A 19,296-nucleotide genomic window follows, 5' to 3' on the forward strand; every position below is an offset into this window, starting at 1 on the left:
TCTCGATGCGGGTGGAGGGTCAGGCGGCGTTCGCGAGCGGAACGTCGGAAGCGCCGAGCGGGGGGGCGCCGAACCAGTGCAGCGCGCCGGCCAGTGCGGCGACTTCGCCGACGATCAGCAGGGCAGGCGACTGTACGGCGTGGTGCCGCGCGAGGTGTGACAAATCGGTTAGGCGGCCCTGGACCACGCGCTGGTCGGCGCGGGTCCCGTTCTCGACCAGGGCGAAGGGCGTCTCGGGCGGGCGGCCGTGGGCGATCAGCTGCGCCTGCACCACCTCCAGCCGCGCCACGCCCATGTAGAAGGCCAGGGTCTGCCGCTCCTGCGCCAGCGCCGCCCAGTCCAGGGTGTCCGGCCCTTCCTTCGCATGGGCGGTGACCAGGCGCACCGACTGGGCATGGTCGCGGTGGGTGAGCGGAATGCCGGCGTAGGCGGCGCACGCCGCCGCGGCGGTGATGCCGGGCACCACTTCGTAGTCGATGCCGGCCGCGCGCAGGGCTTCGAGCTCCTCGCCGCCGCGGCCGAACACGAACGGGTCGCCGCCCTTGAGCCGGACCACGCGGCGTCCGGCGGCAGCGTGTTCGACGAGCAGGGCGTTGATCGCCTCCTGCGGCACGGCGTGGCGGCCGGCCTGCTTGCCCACCTCGATGCGTTCGGCATCGCGCCGCGCCAGCTGCAGCACCTCGCTGCTGACCAGGCGGTCGTGCAGGATCACGTCGGCCTCGCCCAGCAGGCGCAGCGCGCGCAGGGTGAGCAGGCCGGCATCGCCCGGGCCGGCGCCGACCAGCGCCACCGAGCCGCGTGCCGGCGCGGCGTCGCCGGCAGGCGCGAGTTCGCGCTCCAGCATCCGCTCGGCCTCGATATGGCGACGCCGGCGCAGCAGGCCCTGCAGCGGGCCGGCGAGCAGGCGCTCGAAGGCGCGGCGACGCGCGGCCGTGTCGGGCCAGCGCGCCACGATCGTCCGGCGATGGCGGGCGAGCAGGCCGGCCAGCGCGCCGAAGGACTCGTCGAACTGCGTCTCCAGGCGCTCGCGCACCAGCCGCGCCAGCATCGGCGCGCCGCCGCCGCTGGAGATGGCGATCTGCAGCGGTCCGCGTTCCACGCGCGCCGGCAGCTGCACGCGCGCCAGCGCGGCGTCGTCGACCACGTTGACCCAGACGCCGCGCGCCTCGCCCGCCTCGGCGACCGCGCGGTTGACCGCTGCATCGTCGGTGGCGGCGATGGCCAGCCAGGTGCCGTCGAGCCAGGACGGCACGAAGCGGCCGGGCAGGTGCTCGAGCTCGCCGCGCGCGGCGGCCGCGGCCAGCGCCGGCTCCAGCGCCGGGGCGCCGACCCGGATGCGCGCGCCGGTGCCGGCCAATGCCTCGACCTTGCGGGCCGCCACCGCGCCGCCGCCGACCACCAGCACGGCACGGCCGCGCAGGTCGGCGAACAGGGGGAACAGCCGGGGGGAGGCGGTCTCTGGCATCGGGGCGGTCGCGTTGGCGTGGAGCGACGCTAGCGAGTGGCGGGCGGTCCGAGGAAATGGCGACCGGTCCTGCGCTTATGCCTCGCCGGCATAAGCACCGTCTGGAGCGGCGTGGACAGCAGGGAATGACGGGTCTATGCTCCGCCATTCCATCTTTCCATCATGATGAAAGGATAATGTTGCGGCCGAAACCAGGGCCGCGCGGACGCCGGCCATGACCCTCACCCAGCTGCGCTACCTGGTCGCGATCGCCGATTCGGGGCTCAACATCACCCTGGCCGCCGAGCGCGTGCATGCCACCCAGCCGGGGCTGTCCAAGCAGCTCAAGCAACTGGAGGACGAACTGGGCTTCCAGCTGTTCGTGCGCAAGGGCCGCAGCCTGGACGCCATCGCCCCGGCCGGCGAGCGGGTGCTCGAACACGCGCGCCGGATCCTGGCCGAGGCCGCCAACATCCGCAGCTACGCGGCCAACGAGCGCGGCGAGTACAGCGGCCGCCTGCTGCTGGCCACCACCCACACCCAGGCGCGCTACGTGCTGCCGCCGGTGATCGCCGCGATCCGCCGCGAGTTCCCGCGCGTGGACGTGGACCTGCAGGCGGCCAGCGATCCCGAAGTGCTGCAGCTGCTGCACGACGGCGCCGACCTGGCCCTGATCAGCACCGCAGGCAGCACGCCCTCCGGCGGCCTGCCGGTGCCGCTGTACCGCTGGCGGCGGGTGCTGCTGGTGCCGGCCTCGCACCCGCTGGCGGAACTGTCGCGCGCGCCGACCCTGGCCGAGCTGGCGCGGCATCCGCTGATCAGCTACGAATCCTCCACCCGCGGCGACTCCTCGATGCGCCGCGCCTTCGCCAGCGCCGGGGTCGAGCCGCAGATCGCGATGACCGCGCGCGACGCCAACCTGATCAAGACCTACGTGCGCGCCGGCCTCGGCGCCGGGCTGCTCGCGGAGATGGCGACCGGCCCGCGCGAGGACGACGACCTGCGCATCCTCGAGGCGCCGGCGGAAATCCCCGAGTGCATCACCTGGGCGGTGATTCCGCGCGGACGCGTGCTGCGCGAGTACGCGCTGGCGCTGCTGCACGGGGTCGCGCCCCAGCTCGACCGCCGCGACCTGCGGCGCGTGATCGAGGGCAACCTCGAACCCGACTGGCCGCGCCCGCCGAGCTGGCGCGAACTCAGCCAGGCGATCACGATCTAGCGGACTCGCGCCTGGCCCGTCGGGCGGCGGTTATTCCTGCACCGTGGTGATGTAGGCGCCGGTGCTGACGATCTGGAAGGTGTCGTTGTCCACGCGGCGCACCGGACTGCCGTCCGAGAGCGTGTACACCAACCGGGAAGCGCGATGGTCGGGGGCATCCTGCCCGCCTTCGGGCGCCTCCAGGCGCTGGATCACCTTGTGGCGGTTGCCCGCCTCGTCCTGTGCGTAGAGCGTCTGGGTCATGCACGAACCTCCGGCGACGTGGACTTCCACGCTAGCGCCGCAGCGGAAGGCCGTCGTGAAGAAAGCGGGGCCGATGCGTTAAGCGCCGCCGGTCACGCGCGGCGCGCAGGGTCCGGCTACAGGTAGGACACGATCGGCGGCGCCGAGTGCCAGTCCCCGTGCGCGCCGTCCTCGTAGCGCACCGGGGCGGCCGCCAGCTCCTCCGGCGCGGCATCGTCCAGGCAGGCGACATTGATGCAGGCGAAGCTGCCGCCCATCGCATCGAACGCGGCGCGACTGAAGGTGTTCACGCCGCAGTCGGGGCAGAAACAGTGCTCGATCGAGCATTCCCCGAAGCGGTAGCGGCCCAGCGCGTCCTCGCCGGCGAGCACGGTGAAGGCCTCGGCCGGCACGTGCGCCTTCCAGATGCGCGTCTTGCGGCAGTAGCTGCAGTTGCAGCGCAGCGTGCTGGCGTACCACGGGCCGGGACGCAGCTGCGGCGAGCGCGCGCCTGCCGGCGCCAGGTCCACTTCGCAGCGGAAGCGGATGCGGCCGCAGTGGCAGCTGCCGGAACGGGGCTGGATCATCGGGACGGCTCCTGCGTGGGATGCCGTGAAGACGATTGACGGCGGCGCGGATCGACATCGGCGCCGCCGCCTTGCATGGTGGTTCAGCGGCCTGCGGATGAGGCCTCGGGATGGCCGTGGTACACCGCGTCGCGGAAGCGCTTGTGCAGGTCGGTCCCGCCGGGCGGAATGTACTGGGTGAACAGCACCGCGACGATCTCGTTGGCCGGGTCCACCCAGAACAGGGTGTTGGCATAGCCGTCCCAGAAGAACTCGCCGACCGCGCCGGACGCCTCTTCCGCGCTCGCCGGCGGCGAATGGCGCACGGCGAAGTCGATGCCGAAGCCGACCTGGCCCTTGCCGGGCAGCCAGGAACGGTCGTCGCCGACTTCGGGCGGCAGCATGTCCGTGCCCATCAGCCGCACCGTTTCGGGCTTGAGCACGCGCACGCCGTCGAGGCTGCCGTCTTCGAGCAGCATGCGGCCGAAGCGCATGTAGTCGTCGAGCGTGGACACCAGGCCGTAGCCGCCGGGCGCCTCCAGCGTGAACTCGCGATAGGCGTTGTCGAGCGCCGGCGAGTCGGGCAGGCGGCGGAAGCCACCGTCGGCGAGCTCGTACATGGCCGCCATGCGGTCGCGCTGGCCGGTGGCGACGTGCCAGGTCGTCTGCTCCATCTTCAGCGGATCGAGCACGCGCTCGCGCACCAGCTGGGCGAAGGGCTTGCCGGCCAGCACCTCGGCCAGCCGCGCCTGCACGTCCACCGAGATTCCGTACAGCCAGCGCGTGCCCGGCTGGTAGGCCAGCGGCACGGCCGCCAGGCGCTCGGACATCTGCGCCAGAGTGATGTCGCGCGAATCGATGTCGGCCTCGCGGTAGCGCGCGGCCGCGGCGTTGTCCTCGAAGGCGGCGGCGAAGCCGGCGGTGTGGCGCAGGATGTCGCGCACCAGGATCGGCCGCTGCGGCGGCACCAGCACCGGCTGGCCGCTGGCGTCCTCGCCGGCCAGCACGCGCACGCCGGCGTACTCGGGCAGGTAGTCCGAGAGCGGCGCGTCGAGTTCGAACAGGCCTTCGTCGTAGAGCGACATCAGCACGACGCCGGTCACCGGCTTGGTCATCGAATAGACCTGGGCCAGGGTGTCGCGCGCCATCGCGCGGCCGGCCTCGCGGTCGGCCATGCCGAACGCGCCGAAGTAGGCTTCGCGCCCGCGTTCGTGGACCAGGGCCGACACGCCCACTGCGCGGCCTTCCTCGACGATGGCGCGCAGCACCGCATCGATGTGTGCGGCATCGACCACCGGCTTCGCGACCGCAGTGGCCTCGGGCCCGGTGGCGGGCGCGGATGCGGCGCTGCCGCCGTCCTGTGCGGGCTGGCACGCGGCCAGCAGCAGGCCGAGGACGGCCGCCATGCGGATCTTCATGCGGAACTCCCTGATGAGGTTGGCGCGCGCGTCGGCGAACGCCGCGCGAGTATGCCTGCGCGTGTCGTCGCGATTCCCGCTGCAGCGCAGCGTCGATGCAGCTGAAACCATCGCGCCGCCGCCGTCGCGGCGAGGCCGCGATCAGGCCGGGCTGGCCAGCGGATGCGACACCTCGCGCAGCTCGGAGGCGCGCACGACCTGGTTGCGGCCGCGCAGCTTGGCCTCGTACAGGGCCTGGTCGGCGCGCAGCACCAGGCGCTGCGCGGCGTCGCCGTGCTCGGGGCAGCCGGCCACGCCGATCGACAGCGTGGTCCGCATCGCCTGGCCGCCGGAGACCACTTCCAGCGACGCGAACGTCGTGCGCAGCTCCTCGGCCATCGCCATCGCCTCGTCCACGGTGGTGCCCGGCAGCATCAGCAGAAATTCCTCGCCGCCGTAGCGGCAGGCGATCAGGCCGCCGTCGCGCACGCGGTCGCGCAGCAGGTCGGCCAGGCGCCGGATCATCTCGTCGCCGGCCGGGTGCCCGTAGGTGTCGTTGATCCGCTTGAAGCGGTCGATGTCGATCAGCACCAGGGCCAGCGGTGCGCCGGTCTGCGCGCAGGCGGCGAGTTCGCGCTCCAGGGCGTCGTCGAGGAAGCGGCGGTTGTGCAGGCCGGTGAGCGGATCGCGCTCGGCCTGTTCCTGCAGCTGCGACTGCAGCCGGGTGATCTGCGCAAGCCGCTGGCCGAGTTCGTGGCGGCTGTCGCGCAGCTTGACGCCGCGCTGGTAGGCGTCGTTGGCGACGATCAGCAGGTACGCGGTCAGCAGCACGATGCACAGCAGCGAGGTGTGCAGTTCGGTGTGCGGCCGGAACTCCAGCCCATGCACCGCCGCCACGAGGCCCACGCCGGCCAGCATCGCGACCACGCCCTTCCACAGCGACGGGATGCCCATGAAGATGACCACGTTGATGCATACGCCGACGAACAGCATGAAGCTGATCCACAGCGGCAGGCCCCACACCGCGCTCCATGCCCCCAGCAGCACGCCATCGACCAGCAGGTTCTGCAGTTCGGCGCGCAGCGGATCGGCGGCGCGCGCGGCGCGCCAGTAGACCAGCTGCGGATAGACCAGCAGCTGCAGCAGCAGCAGCGTCCACATCAGCGGGCCGGCCTGCAGGTAGGCAAGATGCGCACCCAGCGCCGAGAGGCCGAGCGCGAAGAACAGCGACCGGTTGCGCCGGTTGAGCGTGACCACCCAATGGAGCTTGCCAGCCTGCACTGTGTTCCCCTGGTGCCGCGCGCTGCCCCGTCGCGGCGCATGGACGCCCCCATGCGGAGTCGTATTGTAGCGGCCCGCGGTGCCCGTTCCGCGTGTCCGTCCGGCCGTCCCTGGCCGGCTCCGGCGGCGGCGCGCCGGGCCGATGCGCCTGGTCGCCGCCGGATGGCGTAGGCTGCCGGCGTCGCCCCGGTGGGATGTGACATGCAGCAGGCAGGCACGCCGGACAACGAGGAGCAACGGCTCGCGGCCCTGCAGTCGCTGGGCATCCTCGACACCGAGAACGAGGCCAGGTTCGACGACCTGGTCGCGATCGCGGCGGCGGTGTGCGGCGTGCCGATGGGGGCGGTGACCCTGGTCGACGCCGAACGGCAGTGGTTCAAGGCCCGGCTTGGGCTGCAGGCCAGCGAGGCACCGCGCGAGTTCGCGTTCTGCGGCCACGCGATCCTCCAGCAGGGCGTGCTGGTGGTGCCCGACGCGTTGCAGGACGAACGCTTCCGCGACAACCCGCTCGTCACCGGCAAGGACGGCATCCGCTTCTATGCCGCGGCGCCGTTGTTCGGTCCCGAGGGCATGGCGGTGGGCGCGCTGTGCGTGATGGATCGCGTGCCCCGGCACCTGGCGGTGTACCAGCTGCAGGCGCTCGAAGCGCTGTCGCGCCAGGTCTCGGCGCAGTTCGAGCTGCGCCGCGTCACCGCCGAGCTGCAGCTGCAGCTGGCGGAGCGCGGCTGGTACGAAGAGCGCCTGCGCAGCCTCAACGCCGAGCTCGCGCTGCGCAATGCCGCGCTGGACGAGCAGGTGCGGACCGATCCCCTGACCCGGCTGGCCAACCGGCGCGCGCTGGGCGCGGCGCTGGCGCGGGCGCTGTCGGGCGGTGGCCGCTGGTGCCTGGCGCTGCTGGACATCGACCACTTCAAGGCGATCAACGACACCCACGGCCACGTGGTGGGCGACGAGGTGCTGGTGGCGGTGGCCACCGCGCTGGCGGGTGCCGCCGGCGACGGCGTGCTCTCGCGCTATGGCGGCGAGGAGTTCGCCTGGCTGTTCGAGGGCACGCTCGAGGCCGCGCAGGCCTGCTGCGAGCGCATGCGCGCCGCGGTGGCGTCGATGCCGCAGGCCAGGCGGGTGACGGTGAGCGCCGGACTGGCGGCGGTCCAGCCGGGCGATCGCCCGGCCGACGTGCTGGCGCGGGCCGATCGCGCGCTGTATGCGGCCAAGCGCGGCGGACGCGACCGACTCGAGATTGCCTGAGCCTCAGCGCCTGCCGCGGGCGTTGGCAAGCACGCGCCGGTGGACCGGCGCCAGCGCCTGCGCGGTGGCGCGGCGCAGTCCCTGCTCGAGCATCCGCGTGGTCTGCGCCGCCGACGGGACTCCCGCCATCCAGGACGAAGCCAGGCGCAACTGCATGCGCCACAGCTCGGTGGCCATCGCGGTCCACGCCAGCGAGAACGCGACCTGCTTCTCCAGCACCATCGCGACCATCTCCGCGCGTCCACGCGCCGATGGCGCCATGCCCTCGCGCCCCATCCGCGCCAGGCGCGTGCCGGCGACGGTGGGCGCCAGCAGGGTCATCTCCATCAGCCGCGCGGACGTGCTGCGGCTGCGGCGCTTGCGGGCAGGGGGCATTGGCGGCGGCTCGCTGCAGGATCGGGCGTCGATCATCGCAGCCGGGCGCGAAGGCGGAGCGAAGGTCGCGGCGCTGGCTATGATGGGCCGATGGCCAGACCCCTCCTGCTGCTCCTGTGCGTGCTGCTGCTCCTGCCCATCCGGCCCGCCGCGGCGCAGGGCCAGTTCCGGGTGCTGGTGGTGGCCCAGCCCAACCGCTACCACCACGACTACACGGTGGTGGCCAAGCCGCGACTGGAGCAGATGGCGCGCCAGCACGGTTTCGACCTCGACTGGGCCTGGAACACCGCGCCGTTCGACGGCGACCTCTCCGGCTATGCCGCGATCGTGCTGCTCAACACGCCCGGCGATGCGCTGGCGCGCGGGCAGCGCGGCGCGCTGGAATCGTTCGTGCGCGCCGGCGGCGGCGTGGTCGCGGTGCACCGCGCGCTGATCTTCGGTCCCGCGGGCGACTGGCCCTGGTTCGAGCGCCTGGTCGGCCGTGCCTTCCGCATCCATCCGATGGTGCAGACCGCCACGGTGAGGGTGGAGGACGCCGGATTCCCGGCGGCGTTCGGGCTGCCGGCGCGCTGGATCTGGAGCGACGAGTGGTACGAGTTCGGACCACCCCTGGTCGACGGCCTGCGCACCGTGCTGTCGGTGGACGAGTCGAGCTACGACCCGACCCGCATCTGGCCGGGGCAGGAGGCACGCGGCATGGGCGTCGACCACCCGGTGGCCTGGTACCACGCCTACGACGGCGGGCGCGTATTCGTCACCGCGCTCGGCCATCCGCCCGCCGCATACGACGACGCGGCCTACCTGCAGCATCTCTACGGCGGGCTGTGGTGGGCGGCTACCGGCCGCGGGATCAGCGCGGACTGACGGCCGCCTGCTGCCGGCGCACCCACCGCATCTGGTCGCGGAAGGTGGCGGTCCAGTAGCGGTCGCGGTTGGCGGCGAGGAAGGCCAGCAGTTCCTCGTGCGCCTGCGCGCCGACGGCCAGGTGGTCGCCGCCGATGCCGTGGAAGGTGAAGTTGACCATGGTGCCGCGCTGTCCGGCTTCCTCGACCAGCGCGATGAGGTCGGCGCCGCTGGCGTCGACCGGGACCGTCACCGGCACCGCCGCCGGATCGAGCGCCCACATGTCCGGCACCACCGTGCCGCCGACCAGCTTGATGCCGAGGAACAGGCCGGCCACCTCGCCAATGTAGTCGCCGTCGCGCGCGGTGCGGTCGCCGCAGGGCGCGGTGAAGGTGAACTCGGTGCTGCCGTCGATGGCGTGCAGCATGGTGTTGGCCACCTCCAGCTGGGCGCGCATCTGCGCCACGCTGGTCGCGTCCAGGTCCTGCGCCGGCTGCACCCATTCGCGTCCCGGCCCGCGCGCCGAACACTGGTGGAACAGGCTGTGGTTGCCCAGTTCGTGGCCATTGCGCGCGGCCGCGCGCCACTCCTCGAGCCGCTGGCGCAGCGGTTCCGCGGCCAGGGTGAGGTAGAAGCTGCCCTTGAGCCCGTGCCGGTCGAGCGCGGGGATGGCGGTGTCCAGCTGCGAAGGCAGGGTGTCGTCGTAGGACAGGCTGACCGCCGCGCGCCGGCCGTCCGGCCATGGAAACGCGGGCGCATCGTCCGCATTCGCGGTGGCTGCCACCGCCAGCGCGGCCCATGCCGCCATCCCCAGGTATGTCGCCCGCATCGCGTCCTCCCATCGGAACCCGATGGCATGGTGCCGCAGTCCGGTCCCGCCTGCGCGCCCCTTCCGCGTTTGCGGGGCAGGAAGGGGCCCGGACGCAAGGCGCGAAGTCGCCGGCCGCGCGCAGCGCATCGCGGAATCGCGCCGGTGGTGTACCGCGCGCCGGCGCGTGCGGGTATCGTGCCGGGCTTTCGTCCACCGGTTCCGTCCTTGTCCATCGATCCACGCGCGCAGCAGCGCGCAACCCGCGCCGCCTTCTTCATCCCCGGCTTCGTCATCGCCACCTGGGCGCCGATCGTGCCCTTCGCCAAGCTGCGCGCCGGCCTCGACGATGCCCAGCTCGGGCTGGTGCTGCTCTGCCTGGGGCTGGGGTCGCTGGTGGCGATGCCGCTGGCCGGCGCGCTGGCCGCGCGCCAGGGCTGCCGGCGGGTGATGCTGGCGTCCACCGCGCTGATGCTGGTGCTGCTGCCGATGCTGGCGCTGGCCGCCGACGCCTGGCTGCTGGCGGGCGTGCTGCTGCTGCTTGGCGCGGCGATGGGCGCGATGGACTGCACCATGAACATCCAGGCGGTCGTGGTCGAGCGCGAGGCGGCGCGGCCGATGATGTCGGGTTTCCACGCCTTCTACAGCGTGGGCAGCCTGGCCGGCGCGGTGCTGGTGACGGCGCTGCTGGGCGCGGGCGTGCCGGTGCTGGCGGCGACGCTGGCGGTCTCGGCGCTGGTGCTGCTGCTGGGTGGCGCATCGGCGCGCGCCTGGCGCGGCGATCGGGCGCCGGGCGGCGCCCCGGTGTTCGCGCTGCCCCGCGGGGTGGTGCTGGGCATCGGGCTGGTGTGTTTTGTCAGCTTCCTGGCCGAAGGTGCGATGCTCGACTGGAGCGCGGTGTTCCTGCACGAGGCCAGGCAGGTCGAGCTCGAACGCGCCGGCTGGGGCTTCGTCGCCTTCAACCTGGCCATGACCGGCACCCGCCTGGTGGGCGATCGCGTGGTCGCCGCGGCCGGGCGCGTGCGGACGGTGCTGGCCGGGGGGCTGGTAGCGGCGGCCGGCCTTGCGCTGGCGGTGCTGTCGCCGGGCCTGGTGTCGGCGCTGGCCGGATTCGTGCTGCTCGGGGTCGGCTGCGCCAACATCGTGCCGGTGATGTTCACCCTGGCCGGCGAACAGACGCGCATGCCCGAACATCTCGCCATTCCCGCGGTGACCACGATGGGTTACGCCGGCGTGCTTGCCGGTCCGGCGCTGATCGGCTTCGTGGCGCAGGGCGCGTCGCTGGCGGTCGCGCTGCTGCTGGTGGCCGCGGTGCTGGCCATGGCCGCGGTGGCCGGCTCGCGGATCGGCCGGCGAACGCGCTGACCGGCGCGGCCCCGTGCTGTCACCAGACGTTCGCGAATCCGAAACACGGTGTTGACGTTGCCGCGCCTACGATGCGCCGCCCGTAGCGACGGCGGAAGCATCCGCGAGAGGTGTGCCGGTGACCAGCGTGAGTACCCGAATCGAAGTCAGGCCCGATGTCGACGGCGGCTGGGCAGTGACGCGCGACTGCATCATCGACGGCTATTTCGTCGACATCGCCGCGGCCAACGACTACGCCAGCGCCTGCGCCCAGCGCGCGCGCCGCGCCGGCATGTCGGTCAGCCTGCTGGTGGCGGCCGCGCAGCCCGCTTCCTCCGAAGCCGCGTAACCGCCTTCAACGTGCGCGACGCGCACGCAGCCAGGACAGGGCGCCGGGCTGCATGCCCTTGAACTTGGGGTCGTCGGCCAGCGGCGCCACCAGCAGCCGGCGCGGTGCATGGCGGCGCTTGATCGCGTGGTACAGCCGCGAGCGCGGCTGCGTGGACTCGGCGAGATAAAGGCCCGGCGCGAGCGGCACGAGGCTGGGATCGGCGATGGTGTCGAGGTCGCCATCGAGATACACCAGGTAGAGCATCGTCCCGACGGCCATCGACAACGCGCCCGCGCGGCTTAGCGGAGGTCCGGCTCGCGCACCCGGTCCAGCGACGGTTCCGGCGGCAGTTCCTCGACCACCGGGTCGGGCGGGGTGTCGGGCTCCGGCGCGGGCGGCGGCTGGCTGGCCGGGGTGCCGGGCAGGTAGAAGCCCACCCGGTCGAACAGCCGGGTGTAGAACTCCTGGTTCTGCACGGTATTGCTGCCCACGCGCACCAGGTTGGCGTTGCCGCTGCCGATCGGCACCGGTACCGACACCGAACCGATCATGCTCACGCCGACGCTGGCCGAACTGGACTGGCTCTTGAGCGCGTAGCGTTCCTGCACGGCATTGATGAACACGATCGAGTTGCCGCCAAGTTCGGTGACGCAGGTGGCGCGAACGTTGAGCTGGGTGTGGATGTCGGACTCGGGCTGGAAATGCTTGGTCGCCTCCAGCGAGTCGGGGGCCATCGCGCGGATGATGTAACCCTGCCCGAGCAGCGCCCGGCGCGTGGCCTCGCAGGCCACGTCGGGCGCGGCCGCGTAGTTGCGCGAGTAGGTATCTTCGGCGCCGAACACCTCGCCCAGGGGCGGTGCCTGGGACCGGAGCCGGTTCGAGCCGCAGGCGACCGTCGCTGCGGCCACGGCCACGGCGAGCGCGATCGAGCGGATCGGTAACGCGGCGGAAGACATCGGCGCAGCTGCCTGATTGCGGGACGGGCGAGTGTAGCGTCGCGCCGGTGCAGGGCAACTGAACCCGCAGCCGCGTGGGGTTGCCGTGCACTTCACGCCGCGGATGCGAGGCTCGCACGCGTTTCCCCACGGAGATGCGGCGATGCCACGCGGCGACAAATCCAGCTACACCGACAAGCAGAAGCGCCAGGCCGAGCACATCGAGGACAGCGAGAAGAAGCGGGGACGCTCGACGGAGGCGGCCGAGCGCATCGCCTGGGCCACGGTCAACAAGCAGGACGGCGGGGGCAAGAAGGGCGGAAGGACGGCGAAGAAGGCCACGAAGAAGACAACGAAGAAGGCGGCGAAGAAGGCGACGAAGAAGGCGACGAAGAAGGCAACGAAGAAGGCAACGAAGAAGGCAACGAAGAAGGCAACGAAGAAGGCGACAAGGAAGGGCGCCAAGAAGGCCACGAAGAAGGCCGCGAAAAGGCCGGCGAGGAAAGCTCCCCGAAAGGCCACGAGCAAGCCGGCGAAGAAGCCGACGACGCGGTCGACCAGGAAGTCCTCGACGAAGTCGGCGAAGTAGTCTTTTTTCGGGTTGGCAGCGATGCCGGCCAGCCGCTCAGCCCGCCGCGTCGTCTCCCCCAAGCTGGCCGGGCGGTGCCAGGGTGATGCCGTCGACCGAGACGATCCGGTCAAGTCGCACCGACTCGCCAGTGTCCAGCGTCATGTACTCGCCGTCGGAGCCGTGTCCCAGGTCGACGATGCGCGCCTCGCGCGCCTGCAGTCCCTGGTCCGACCGGAACTCGATGCGCACCCTGCCGCGGCGGGTAGCGATTGCCTCGAGCACGTCGTGGAAATCGCAGCTGATCGGATGGTAGGACATGCGGGCTGGCCGGTCGCAGGCGCGTGTGCGTGCGGACACCATCCTGGCATGCGGCTGGGCGCTGGCGACATCCCGCGTCGCCGCCCTATACTCGCCTCCGCACGCGGACGATCCGGGGATTCCCGCGTGCAGGGTGCGCAGCGCTCCACAGGGATGGATCCTCGACGACAAGGATATCGACGCATGAAGCATGCAGTGCTGACCGCCGCCGTGTGCCTGGCGGCCACGGCTCCCGCGACCGCGGCACCGACCGACGCCGCCTGCCAGCAGAATTTCACGGTGGACGGCTCCTGGACCAGCGGCAAGACCTACGCGACCGAAGCGGACGTGGCCGGCGTGGCCTACCTGCCCGCGCTCTACCGCGTGCGCGACAGGATCGTCGAGCAAGGGCTGGAAGTGCTGGCGGTGCAGGAGCGCAACGGCTACATCCGTGCGGCCAACCCGGTGAAGGGCGGCCAGGGCGGTGGTGCCACCGCGCCATTGCGTGTCTACGTCAAGCCGCTGGACGCGGGCGGGGTCAACGTCTCGCTGCAGTTCACCATCGCCGGCGGACAGATGGCCGGCAAGAAGGCGGTGATGAACCACATGTGCGAGATCGTGGCGGCGGCTTCGGGACCCGAAGCGGCGATCGAATAGCGCAGGCGGCTGCCGGAACGTCGCAGGCATGCGGAGGCTGCCCGGCAAACCGCGGCCCGTGCGCTGGCATGATGTCGGCAAGCCCCCCGCGCCGGCTCCATGTCCGCCAACGCCCGCATCCCGTCGGAGTTCACCCGTGTCGTGGCCACGCGCGCGCTGACCGTGCTTCGACCGGGGCGCGACGCCGCGTGCCTGCAGCTGGAGATCGGCGAGCCGGTGCGGGACGTCGAGACGGTGGGCGGGATGGACTGGCGCTGCCCCGTCCGCTGGCGCGAGGGCGGAGCGGTTTCCGTCCGCAATGCCTGCGGCGTGGACGCGATGCAGGCACTGCAGCTGGCCATGCAGCGGATGGCCGACGACCTGGCCGCGCTGGCGGACGAGCCCGGCGTGCGCCTGCTGTTCCTCGGCGAACCGTTCGACGCCCGGACCGGATTGCCGCGCATGCGGCGACCCGGCGATGCCACGTCGGGCTGACGCTCGGCGCCGCGGGCCAGCGCTAGAGCGCGGCGATGCGGAACCTGCGGCCCTTGATCCTGCCCGCGCGCAGCGCGGCCAGCGCCCGCGCCGCATGCCGGCGCGTGATCGCCACGTAGCTGCGCGTGGCGAACACATCGATCCGTCCGATCTCGTCCTTGTGCAGGCCGGCATCGCCGGTCAGCGCGCCGACGATATCCCCGGCGCGAAGCTTGTCGCCGCGGCCTGCGTCGATGCGCAGCGTGGCCATGCGCGCAGCGACCACGCCGGTGGCCCTGCCCGACAGCGGCTGCAGCGGTTCCCAGCGCAGTGCGCGACCCTGCCGGTCCTCGATCGCGCGCGCGCGCGGCAGTTCGCGCGGCGCGCACAGGCTCAGCGCCAGGCCATCGCGCCCGGCGCGGCCGGTGCGCCCGATCCGGTGCAGGTAGGTGTCGGCATCGCTGGGCAGTTCGTAGTTCACCACCGCGCCCAAGTCTTCGACGTCCAGGCCGCGCGCGGCTACGTCGCTGGCCACCAGCACGCTGCAGCTGCGGTTGGCGAACTGGACCAGCACCTCGTCGCGGTCGCGCTGCTCCATGTCGCCATGCAGGGCGAGCGCGGAGAAACCGTAATGCGTCAGCGAGCCAACCACCTCGACGGTATCGGCGCGCGTATTGCAGAACACGACCGCCGACTCCGGCCGATGGCGCAGCAGCAGCGCCGCCAGCGCCGGCGCGCGCCGTGCGGGATCGACCTCGAAGAACAGTTGCTCGATGGTCGTTGGCTGCCGGCCCTGGTCGATGCTCACTTCCAGCGGATCGCGCAGCATCGCGCCGCCAAGCGCGCGGATCTCGTCGGGGAAGGTCGCCGAAAACAGCAGGCCCTGGCGCGAGGCGGGCAGTCGCCTGACGATGTCGCGGATCGCCTCCTCGAAACCCATGTCGAGCATCCGGTCGGCCTCGTCGAGGACGAAGCTGCGAACGCCGTCGAGCGCCAGCGCGCGCCTTTTCGCCAGCTCCTGGATACGGCCCGGAGTCCCCACCACCACGTGCGGTGCATGCGCCAGCGAGGCGAGCTGCGGGCCGAGCGGAATGCCGCCGCACAGGATCGAGAGCTTGAGATTGGGAATCCCCACCGCCAGCCTGCGCAGCTGCTTGCCCACCTGGTCGGCCAGTTCCCGCGTCGGGCACAGCACCAGCGCCTGGGTCTGGATCCGCGAGGCGTCCAGCCGCGACAGCAGGCCCAGGCCGAACGCCGCGGTCTTGCCGCTGCCGGTGGGCGCCAGCGCGACCAGGTCGCGACCCTCCAGGATCGCGGGCAGCGACTGCGCCTGGACCGGCGTCATCGCCGCGTAGCCGAGCGCGTGGACGCCCTGCAACAGGGTGTCGGGCAGGGCGAGGGTGCTGAAGGCAGGCGCTGTGCTCATGCGCCATGATCGCAGGTCGGCGGCGCCCGGCGCCGTCCGGGCGCACAATCCCCTCCCCAACCGCCCGACCAGGCCCCCGCCCATGCGCAACGAACTGACCATCGCCGTGGGCGAGCTCTACCACGGCATCGGCCACCACCACTGGCACGGCAAGACCTTCCGCCAGTTCTGGGAATGGTTCAACCAGCGCTGCATCGCCCTGGTCGGCGCCGCGCTGCCGGAAGAGCTCGGGGAGCTGCAGGCCGAGCTGCTCGACGTGCGCGCGGCCGTGGAGGATGGCGGCTACCTGGTGCCCTCCGATCGCCTGGACGAGGTCATCGAGCCGCCGATGTAGGCGGTTGTCCGGCCGCCCGCGCGGCGCCGCGTCCGTTCAAGGTCGAGGCGGTACGATGTGCGGCCGCTGGCCTCGCCCATTCCCGCAATGCGCGCTTTTCCCCCCGACACGTCCGCGGCGGCATGAACGAGGCCCCGCGTCCGGCCGGCGCCAGCATCCACTCCCGCATCGATCGCCTGCAGCACTGGGCCGCGCTGCTGCTCAGCGTGCTGTTCCACCTGGCCTGCCTGGTGCTGGCATGGCGTGCGCCGCCGATGACGATGGACCGACCGCAGGGCGCGTCGGCCGGCAGCGTGACCCTGGTGGATTTCATCGGCGACGCGCCGCCGCAGCCCGTCCCTTCGCCGCTGCCGCCGGCCACGCCCGAACCTCCCGCCGATGCGCCCCGCGCGGCCGCGCGCGTGGAATCCACGCCGGTGCCGGTGGCCGCGGCGCCGGTCGCGCTGCCGCAACCCGACCCGGTGCAGGTCCCGCCGTCGCCCCGTCGCCCGGCGCGACCCTCGCCCACGCCGCAGCCGCAGGCTGCGGCGGCGCCCCGTCCGTCCGCGCCCGCCTCGCGGCGGCCGGGACATCGCTATGGCCAGCCCCCGGGCATGCTGCCGCGCGAGACCGCGCCGGTGCACCAGGGCCCCGACATGGGCATCGGCACCCAGCCCAGCCGCCGTCGCGACAACCCCTCCAGCCAGCCGAGCGTGGATGCGGGCGGCTACCAGGTCTACTACGACCTGGCCAGCGAACGCCGCCTGCGCGAATGGCGCGACCGCGGCATGACCGAGGTCTTCATTCCGCTGCCGGGGACGCGCGATCTCATGGTCTGCCCGCTGGAAACCGCGCTGCGCCGCGAGTCGGGGCCCTGCCGCCTGCTGCCTCCGGATTCGCCGGAGCTGGAGCGGATCGGCGACGCGCGGCAGGTGATCAACATGCACCAGGTGTACCGGCGCGGTGAACTGGTCTGGCGGGGACCGCGGCCGTACCGGTAACGGGGAGGGTTGCCGCAATCGACGCGACGATTGCAGGGCCGCAACCGGGGTCCTCGACGCGGACCGGTCAGCGGCCCATGTTCTTGCTGCAGCGCACATGACAGCGCTGGTCGCCGCACGATCGGTGGCGAATGGAGAGGTGGAAACGCAGCGTTAGCGCTTGATTCGCATCGCGCGGACGACGCACGCGTGCGAAAACGCGACACAGTTCGCTTCAGGCGTGCGGGCATCCTGCTATTACTCCGCCCCGCCGAAATGGTAGCGCTACCATTCCGGTTTGGACGCAGCAGCGAAGTCGCACTCGCAGTACCCAGGGAGGGGCTGTCGTGTTGAAGCATTCGATTCCATGCCTGCCGGCATGGCGCCATCCAGCCCGGCCGGTGACGTCCCGGTCGACGCGTTCCACGGTTGGCGCGGCAATGCCCCCGGTCCTGCATCCGCAGGGCATCCATCATCCATGCAATCCCATCGAAACGCCCACGGCAGCGCACGCGTCGCCGCAAGGGCGCCACTGCATTTGGAGAATCGAGATGATGAAGTTCCATCGCCGCGGCCTGGCCGCCACCGCACTGGCCGGAGCGCTCGCGCTCGCGGCCGGCGTCGCGCAGGCGCAGACGCTCAACAACAATTCCACCGGCACGCACGACGGTTACTACTACACGTTCTGGAAGGACTCGGGCAGCGCATCCATGACCCTGCATTCCGGCGGGCGCTACAGCTCCCAGTGGACCAGCAACACCAACAACTGGGTCGGCGGCAAGGGCTGGAATCCGGGTGGCCCGCGCGTGGTCAACTACTCGGGTTACTACGGCGTCAACAACAGCCAGAACTCCTACCTGGCGCTGTACGGCTGGACCCGCGGCCCGCTGATCGAGTACTACGTAATCGAGAGCTACGGCTCCTACAACCCGGCCAACTGCGCGGGCGGACAGGACTTCGGCAGCTTCCAGAGCGACGGCGCCACCTACAACGTGCGCCGCTGCCTGCGCCAGAACGCGCCGTCGATCGAAGGCAACAACAGCACGTTCTACCAGTACTTCAGCGTGCGCAATCCGAAGCGCGGATTCGGCAACATCTCCGGCACGATCACCGTCGCCAACCATTTCAACTACTGGGCCAGCCGCGGCCTCAACCTCGGCAACCACGACTACATGGTGTTCGCCACCGAGGGTTACCAGAGCCAGGGCAGCAGCGACATCACGGTCAGTTCCGGCACCGGTGGAGGCGGCGGGGGCGGTGGCGGCAGCAAGACCATCACCGTGCGCGCGCGCGGCACCGCCGGGGGCGAGGCCATCTCGCTGAAGGTCAACAACGCCACGGTCGCCAGCTGGACGCTCACCACCAGCATGGCCAACTACACCGCCACCACCTCGGCTTCCGGCGGTTCGGTGGTGGAATTCACCAACGACGGCGGCAACCGCGACGTGCAGGTCGACTACCTCAGCGTCGACGGCCAGGTCCGCCAGGCGGAGGACCAGACCTACAACACCGGCGTCTACCAGAACGGCCAGTGCGGCGGCGGCAATGGCCGCAGCGAATGGCTGCACTGCAACGGCGCGATCGGCTTCGGCAACCTCTGAGTGCGCGCCATGGCCATCTCGCGCGCACACCTGCCAGGCCTCGCGATCGCGGCCACGCTGGGACTGGCGGCGGGCGCGATGGCCGTCGTGCTGGCGGGCGGCAACGCCCGCCAGCACGGTCCAGGCGACGACGCCCTCGCTGCACGGGTTGCCGAGTTGGAGGCCGAGCTCGCACGCAGGCCGGCGGCGCTCCAGCCGCCGGCGCAGGTCCGACCGGCGGCCGCGACCGCCGTTGCCGCAAGCGGATCGCGGCCACCGCCTGCAGCGGGTCGAGCGCCGGCCCCGCAGCGGACGGACGTCGACCAGCAGCTCAAGGAGCTGCTCACCCTGGCATGGAACGACCGCCGCAGCATGCGCGAGAAGCTCGAGGACTTCGTCGCCGCGCATCCGGGCAGCGAAGGCATCGCGGTCGCCAGCAAAGGCGTGTTCGACCTGGCCGACAACCCGCAGGTGCTGCCCGACTCCGCGCTCGCGCAGCTCTACCTCGAGCAGTCCGATCCCGCCTTCCGGCGCGTGCTGGCCCAGGTGGCGTCCACGCGTGGCGACAACAGCCTGATCGAGCTGCACGTGGCCGAGGCCGCCACTGGCCTGCAGGCCCCGACGCCGGCGGAGCGCCAGCAGGCGCTGGTGGAACTGGCACGCTCGCGCCACGCCTCCGCCGCCGACAGGGTCGCACCGCTCCTGCGCGATCGCGACACCGGCGTGGTGCTCGATGCGCTGCTCGCGCTGCGCGCCACTGGCAACCAGCGCCACGTGCGCATGGTGGAGATGCTGGCCGCGCATCCCGACGAATCGGTGAGCTGGCTGGCGCGGGACGTCGCCGGCGAACTGCGCATGCTCAGCGAGCAGGCGCGTATCCGCATCGACGATCGCGAGCTGGCCGCGGAACTGCCGCCGCTGCCGGTGGCGGATGCCGGTACCGTGGCGCGCTGCATCTCGTCGGCGGGGTAGCGGCGGGCAGCCGCATCCAGGGAGCGTGGCATGG

General features: G+C 71.9%; 23 protein-coding genes. 11 read left to right on the top strand and 12 right to left on the bottom strand.

Annotated elements, in window-relative coordinates; translation table 11 throughout:
- Positions 1 to 19: 19 nt before the first annotated feature.
- Positions 20 to 1,465 carry a siroheme synthase CysG gene (cysG, locus tag ACFQ2D_RS06905; RefSeq protein WP_280943098.1) on the bottom strand — a complete coding sequence of 482 codons (1,446 nt, stop codon included), beginning with the start codon at positions 1,463 to 1,465 and terminating at the stop codon, positions 20 to 22.
- A 214-nt stretch (positions 1,466 to 1,679) separates the two neighbouring features.
- On the opposite strand from cysG, the gene ACFQ2D_RS06910 reads away from it, so the two are divergent.
- Positions 1,680 to 2,663 (top strand): LysR family transcriptional regulator, encoded by a 984-nt coding sequence (locus ACFQ2D_RS06910; RefSeq protein ID WP_280943099.1) that lies wholly within the window; start codon positions 1,680 to 1,682, stop codon positions 2,661 to 2,663.
- 30 nt (positions 2,664 to 2,693) lie between these two features.
- On the opposite strand, the gene ACFQ2D_RS06915 is transcribed toward ACFQ2D_RS06910, so the two are convergent.
- The 4 genes from ACFQ2D_RS06915 to ACFQ2D_RS06930 form a co-directional block, all read right to left on the bottom strand.
- Positions 2,694 to 2,906 carry a hypothetical protein gene (locus tag ACFQ2D_RS06915; RefSeq protein WP_280943100.1) on the bottom strand — a complete coding sequence of 71 codons (213 nt, stop codon included), beginning with the start codon at positions 2,904 to 2,906 and terminating at the stop codon, positions 2,694 to 2,696.
- Positions 2,907 to 3,022: 116 nt separating this feature from the next.
- On the bottom strand, positions 3,023 to 3,472 hold the full coding sequence (locus ACFQ2D_RS06920) for a GFA family protein (protein ID WP_280943101.1): 450 nt from the start codon (positions 3,470 to 3,472) through the stop codon (positions 3,023 to 3,025).
- A gap of 83 nt (positions 3,473 to 3,555) precedes the next feature.
- Positions 3,556 to 4,869 carry a serine hydrolase domain-containing protein gene (locus tag ACFQ2D_RS06925; protein ID WP_280943102.1) on the bottom strand — a complete coding sequence of 438 codons (1,314 nt, stop codon included), beginning with the start codon at positions 4,867 to 4,869 and terminating at the stop codon, positions 3,556 to 3,558.
- A 141-nt stretch (positions 4,870 to 5,010) separates the two neighbouring features.
- Positions 5,011 to 6,129: a sensor domain-containing diguanylate cyclase gene (locus ACFQ2D_RS06930; RefSeq protein WP_280943103.1), complete on the bottom strand. Its 1,119-nt coding sequence runs from the start codon at positions 6,127 to 6,129 to the stop codon at positions 5,011 to 5,013.
- 201 nt (positions 6,130 to 6,330) lie between these two features.
- On the opposite strand from ACFQ2D_RS06930, the gene ACFQ2D_RS06935 reads away from it, so the two are divergent.
- Positions 6,331 to 7,377, top strand: a complete 1,047-nt coding sequence (locus ACFQ2D_RS06935; protein ID WP_280943104.1) for a GGDEF domain-containing protein — start codon at positions 6,331 to 6,333, stop codon at positions 7,375 to 7,377.
- Positions 7,378 to 7,380: 3 nt separating this feature from the next.
- On the opposite strand, the gene ACFQ2D_RS06940 is transcribed toward ACFQ2D_RS06935, so the two are convergent.
- Positions 7,381 to 7,752 carry a hypothetical protein gene (locus ACFQ2D_RS06940; RefSeq protein WP_280943105.1) on the bottom strand — a complete coding sequence of 124 codons (372 nt, stop codon included), beginning with the start codon at positions 7,750 to 7,752 and terminating at the stop codon, positions 7,381 to 7,383.
- Between the two features lie 90 nt (positions 7,753 to 7,842).
- Here ACFQ2D_RS06940 and ACFQ2D_RS06945 point away from each other — a divergent pair, with 90 nt between their 5' ends.
- Positions 7,843 to 8,616 (top strand): ThuA domain-containing protein, encoded by a 774-nt coding sequence (locus tag ACFQ2D_RS06945; protein WP_280943106.1) that lies wholly within the window; start codon positions 7,843 to 7,845, stop codon positions 8,614 to 8,616.
- On the opposite strand, the gene ACFQ2D_RS06950 is transcribed toward ACFQ2D_RS06945, so the two are convergent.
- Positions 8,603 to 9,424, bottom strand: coding sequence for a polysaccharide deacetylase family protein (locus ACFQ2D_RS06950; protein ID WP_280943107.1), 822 nt, complete (start codon positions 9,422 to 9,424; stop codon positions 8,603 to 8,605). The genes ACFQ2D_RS06945 and ACFQ2D_RS06950 overlap by 14 nt on opposite strands.
- 207 nt (positions 9,425 to 9,631) lie before the next feature.
- On the opposite strand from ACFQ2D_RS06950, the gene ACFQ2D_RS06955 reads away from it, so the two are divergent.
- Both ACFQ2D_RS06955 and ACFQ2D_RS06960 read left to right on the top strand, forming a co-directional pair.
- Entirely contained in the window at positions 9,632 to 10,768 is a 1,137-nt protein-coding gene (locus tag ACFQ2D_RS06955) for an MFS transporter (protein ID WP_280943108.1), read from the top strand.
- 127 nt (positions 10,769 to 10,895) lie between these two features.
- Entirely contained in the window at positions 10,896 to 11,096 is a 201-nt protein-coding gene (locus ACFQ2D_RS06960) for a hypothetical protein (protein WP_280943109.1), read from the top strand.
- A gap of 6 nt (positions 11,097 to 11,102) precedes the next feature.
- Here ACFQ2D_RS06960 and ACFQ2D_RS06965 read toward each other — a convergent pair whose 3' ends face one another.
- From ACFQ2D_RS06965 to ACFQ2D_RS06980, 4 genes are all read right to left on the bottom strand, one after another.
- Positions 11,103 to 11,357 carry a hypothetical protein gene (locus tag ACFQ2D_RS06965; protein WP_280943110.1) on the bottom strand — a complete coding sequence of 85 codons (255 nt, stop codon included), beginning with the start codon at positions 11,355 to 11,357 and terminating at the stop codon, positions 11,103 to 11,105.
- 20 nt (positions 11,358 to 11,377) lie between these two features.
- A complete protein-coding gene (locus ACFQ2D_RS06970; RefSeq protein WP_280943111.1) occupies positions 11,378 to 12,034 on the bottom strand; it encodes a DUF2242 domain-containing protein in 657 nt (218 codons plus the stop codon).
- A 165-nt stretch (positions 12,035 to 12,199) separates the two neighbouring features.
- Positions 12,200 to 12,664 carry a hypothetical protein gene (locus tag ACFQ2D_RS06975; RefSeq protein WP_342457136.1) on the bottom strand — a complete coding sequence of 155 codons (465 nt, stop codon included), beginning with the start codon at positions 12,662 to 12,664 and terminating at the stop codon, positions 12,200 to 12,202.
- Positions 12,639 to 12,902 (bottom strand): Rho-binding antiterminator, encoded by a 264-nt coding sequence (locus ACFQ2D_RS06980; RefSeq protein WP_280943112.1) that lies wholly within the window; start codon positions 12,900 to 12,902, stop codon positions 12,639 to 12,641. Before ACFQ2D_RS06980 ends, ACFQ2D_RS06975 begins: the two co-directional genes overlap by 26 nt.
- Before the next feature lie 183 nt (positions 12,903 to 13,085).
- Here ACFQ2D_RS06980 and ACFQ2D_RS06985 point away from each other — a divergent pair, with 183 nt between their 5' ends.
- Both ACFQ2D_RS06985 and ACFQ2D_RS06990 read left to right on the top strand, forming a co-directional pair.
- Positions 13,086 to 13,538, top strand: coding sequence for a hypothetical protein (locus tag ACFQ2D_RS06985; RefSeq protein WP_280943113.1), 453 nt, complete (start codon positions 13,086 to 13,088; stop codon positions 13,536 to 13,538).
- Between the two features lie 99 nt (positions 13,539 to 13,637).
- Positions 13,638 to 14,012 carry a DUF6968 family protein gene (locus ACFQ2D_RS06990; RefSeq protein WP_280943114.1) on the top strand — a complete coding sequence of 125 codons (375 nt, stop codon included), beginning with the start codon at positions 13,638 to 13,640 and terminating at the stop codon, positions 14,010 to 14,012.
- Positions 14,013 to 14,034: 22 nt separating this feature from the next.
- Here ACFQ2D_RS06990 and dbpA read toward each other — a convergent pair whose 3' ends face one another.
- The gene (gene dbpA, locus ACFQ2D_RS06995) at positions 14,035 to 15,417 is read right to left on the bottom strand and encodes an ATP-dependent RNA helicase DbpA (protein WP_280943115.1); all 1,383 of its coding nucleotides are present in this window, start codon (positions 15,415 to 15,417) and stop codon (positions 14,035 to 14,037) included.
- Between the two features lie 82 nt (positions 15,418 to 15,499).
- Between dbpA and ACFQ2D_RS07000 the strand changes: the two genes are divergently transcribed.
- From ACFQ2D_RS07000 to ACFQ2D_RS07015, 4 genes are all read left to right on the top strand, one after another.
- Entirely contained in the window at positions 15,500 to 15,751 is a 252-nt protein-coding gene (locus ACFQ2D_RS07000; RefSeq protein WP_280943116.1) for a hypothetical protein, read from the top strand.
- A gap of 122 nt (positions 15,752 to 15,873) precedes the next feature.
- Complete coding sequence (locus tag ACFQ2D_RS07005; RefSeq protein WP_280943117.1) at positions 15,874 to 16,731, top strand: type II toxin-antitoxin system RelE/ParE family toxin; 858 nt, start codon at positions 15,874 to 15,876, stop codon at positions 16,729 to 16,731.
- Between the two features lie 533 nt (positions 16,732 to 17,264).
- Positions 17,265 to 18,311 (top strand): glycoside hydrolase family 11 protein, encoded by a 1,047-nt coding sequence (locus tag ACFQ2D_RS07010; protein WP_280943118.1) that lies wholly within the window; start codon positions 17,265 to 17,267, stop codon positions 18,309 to 18,311.
- Positions 18,312 to 18,320: 9 nt separating this feature from the next.
- Positions 18,321 to 19,262 (top strand): hypothetical protein, encoded by a 942-nt coding sequence (locus tag ACFQ2D_RS07015; RefSeq protein WP_386795571.1) that lies wholly within the window; start codon positions 18,321 to 18,323, stop codon positions 19,260 to 19,262.
- The last annotated feature ends 34 nt before the right edge of the window (positions 19,263 to 19,296 follow it).

It is taken from the genome of Luteimonas composti, from assembly GCF_042678665.1.
Taxonomy (GTDB): domain Bacteria; phylum Pseudomonadota; class Gammaproteobacteria; order Xanthomonadales; family Xanthomonadaceae; genus Luteimonas; species Luteimonas composti.

Coding starts and splice junctions, on each gene's coding strand:
- cysG (WP_280943098.1), bottom strand. CDS start 1,465: ATGCCAGAGACCGCCTCCCCCCGGCTGTTCCCCCTGTTCGCCGACCTG.
- ACFQ2D_RS06910 (WP_280943099.1), top strand. CDS start 1,680: ATGACCCTCACCCAGCTGCGCTACCTGGTCGCGATCGCCGATTCGGGG.
- ACFQ2D_RS06915 (WP_280943100.1), bottom strand. CDS start 2,906: ATGACCCAGACGCTCTACGCACAGGACGAGGCGGGCAACCGCCACAAG.
- ACFQ2D_RS06920 (WP_280943101.1), bottom strand. CDS start 3,472: ATGATCCAGCCCCGTTCCGGCAGCTGCCACTGCGGCCGCATCCGCTTC.
- ACFQ2D_RS06925 (WP_280943102.1), bottom strand. CDS start 4,869: ATGAAGATCCGCATGGCGGCCGTCCTCGGCCTGCTGCTGGCCGCGTGC.
- ACFQ2D_RS06935 (WP_280943104.1), top strand. CDS start 6,331: ATGCAGCAGGCAGGCACGCCGGACAACGAGGAGCAACGGCTCGCGGCC.
- ACFQ2D_RS06940 (WP_280943105.1), bottom strand. CDS start 7,752: ATGCCCCCTGCCCGCAAGCGCCGCAGCCGCAGCACGTCCGCGCGGCTG.
- ACFQ2D_RS06945 (WP_280943106.1), top strand. CDS start 7,843: ATGGCCAGACCCCTCCTGCTGCTCCTGTGCGTGCTGCTGCTCCTGCCC.
- ACFQ2D_RS06950 (WP_280943107.1), bottom strand. CDS start 9,424: ATGCGGGCGACATACCTGGGGATGGCGGCATGGGCCGCGCTGGCGGTG.
- ACFQ2D_RS06965 (WP_280943110.1), bottom strand. CDS start 11,357: ATGGCCGTCGGGACGATGCTCTACCTGGTGTATCTCGATGGCGACCTC.
- ACFQ2D_RS06970 (WP_280943111.1), bottom strand. CDS start 12,034: ATGTCTTCCGCCGCGTTACCGATCCGCTCGATCGCGCTCGCCGTGGCC.
- ACFQ2D_RS06980 (WP_280943112.1), bottom strand. CDS start 12,902: ATGTCCTACCATCCGATCAGCTGCGATTTCCACGACGTGCTCGAGGCA.
- ACFQ2D_RS06985 (WP_280943113.1), top strand. CDS start 13,086: ATGAAGCATGCAGTGCTGACCGCCGCCGTGTGCCTGGCGGCCACGGCT.
- ACFQ2D_RS06990 (WP_280943114.1), top strand. CDS start 13,638: ATGTCCGCCAACGCCCGCATCCCGTCGGAGTTCACCCGTGTCGTGGCC.
- dbpA (WP_280943115.1), bottom strand. CDS start 15,417: ATGAGCACAGCGCCTGCCTTCAGCACCCTCGCCCTGCCCGACACCCTG.
- ACFQ2D_RS07000 (WP_280943116.1), top strand. CDS start 15,500: ATGCGCAACGAACTGACCATCGCCGTGGGCGAGCTCTACCACGGCATC.
- ACFQ2D_RS07005 (WP_280943117.1), top strand. CDS start 15,874: ATGAACGAGGCCCCGCGTCCGGCCGGCGCCAGCATCCACTCCCGCATC.
- ACFQ2D_RS07010 (WP_280943118.1), top strand. CDS start 17,265: ATGAAGTTCCATCGCCGCGGCCTGGCCGCCACCGCACTGGCCGGAGCG.
- ACFQ2D_RS07015 (WP_386795571.1), top strand. CDS start 18,321: ATGGCCATCTCGCGCGCACACCTGCCAGGCCTCGCGATCGCGGCCACG.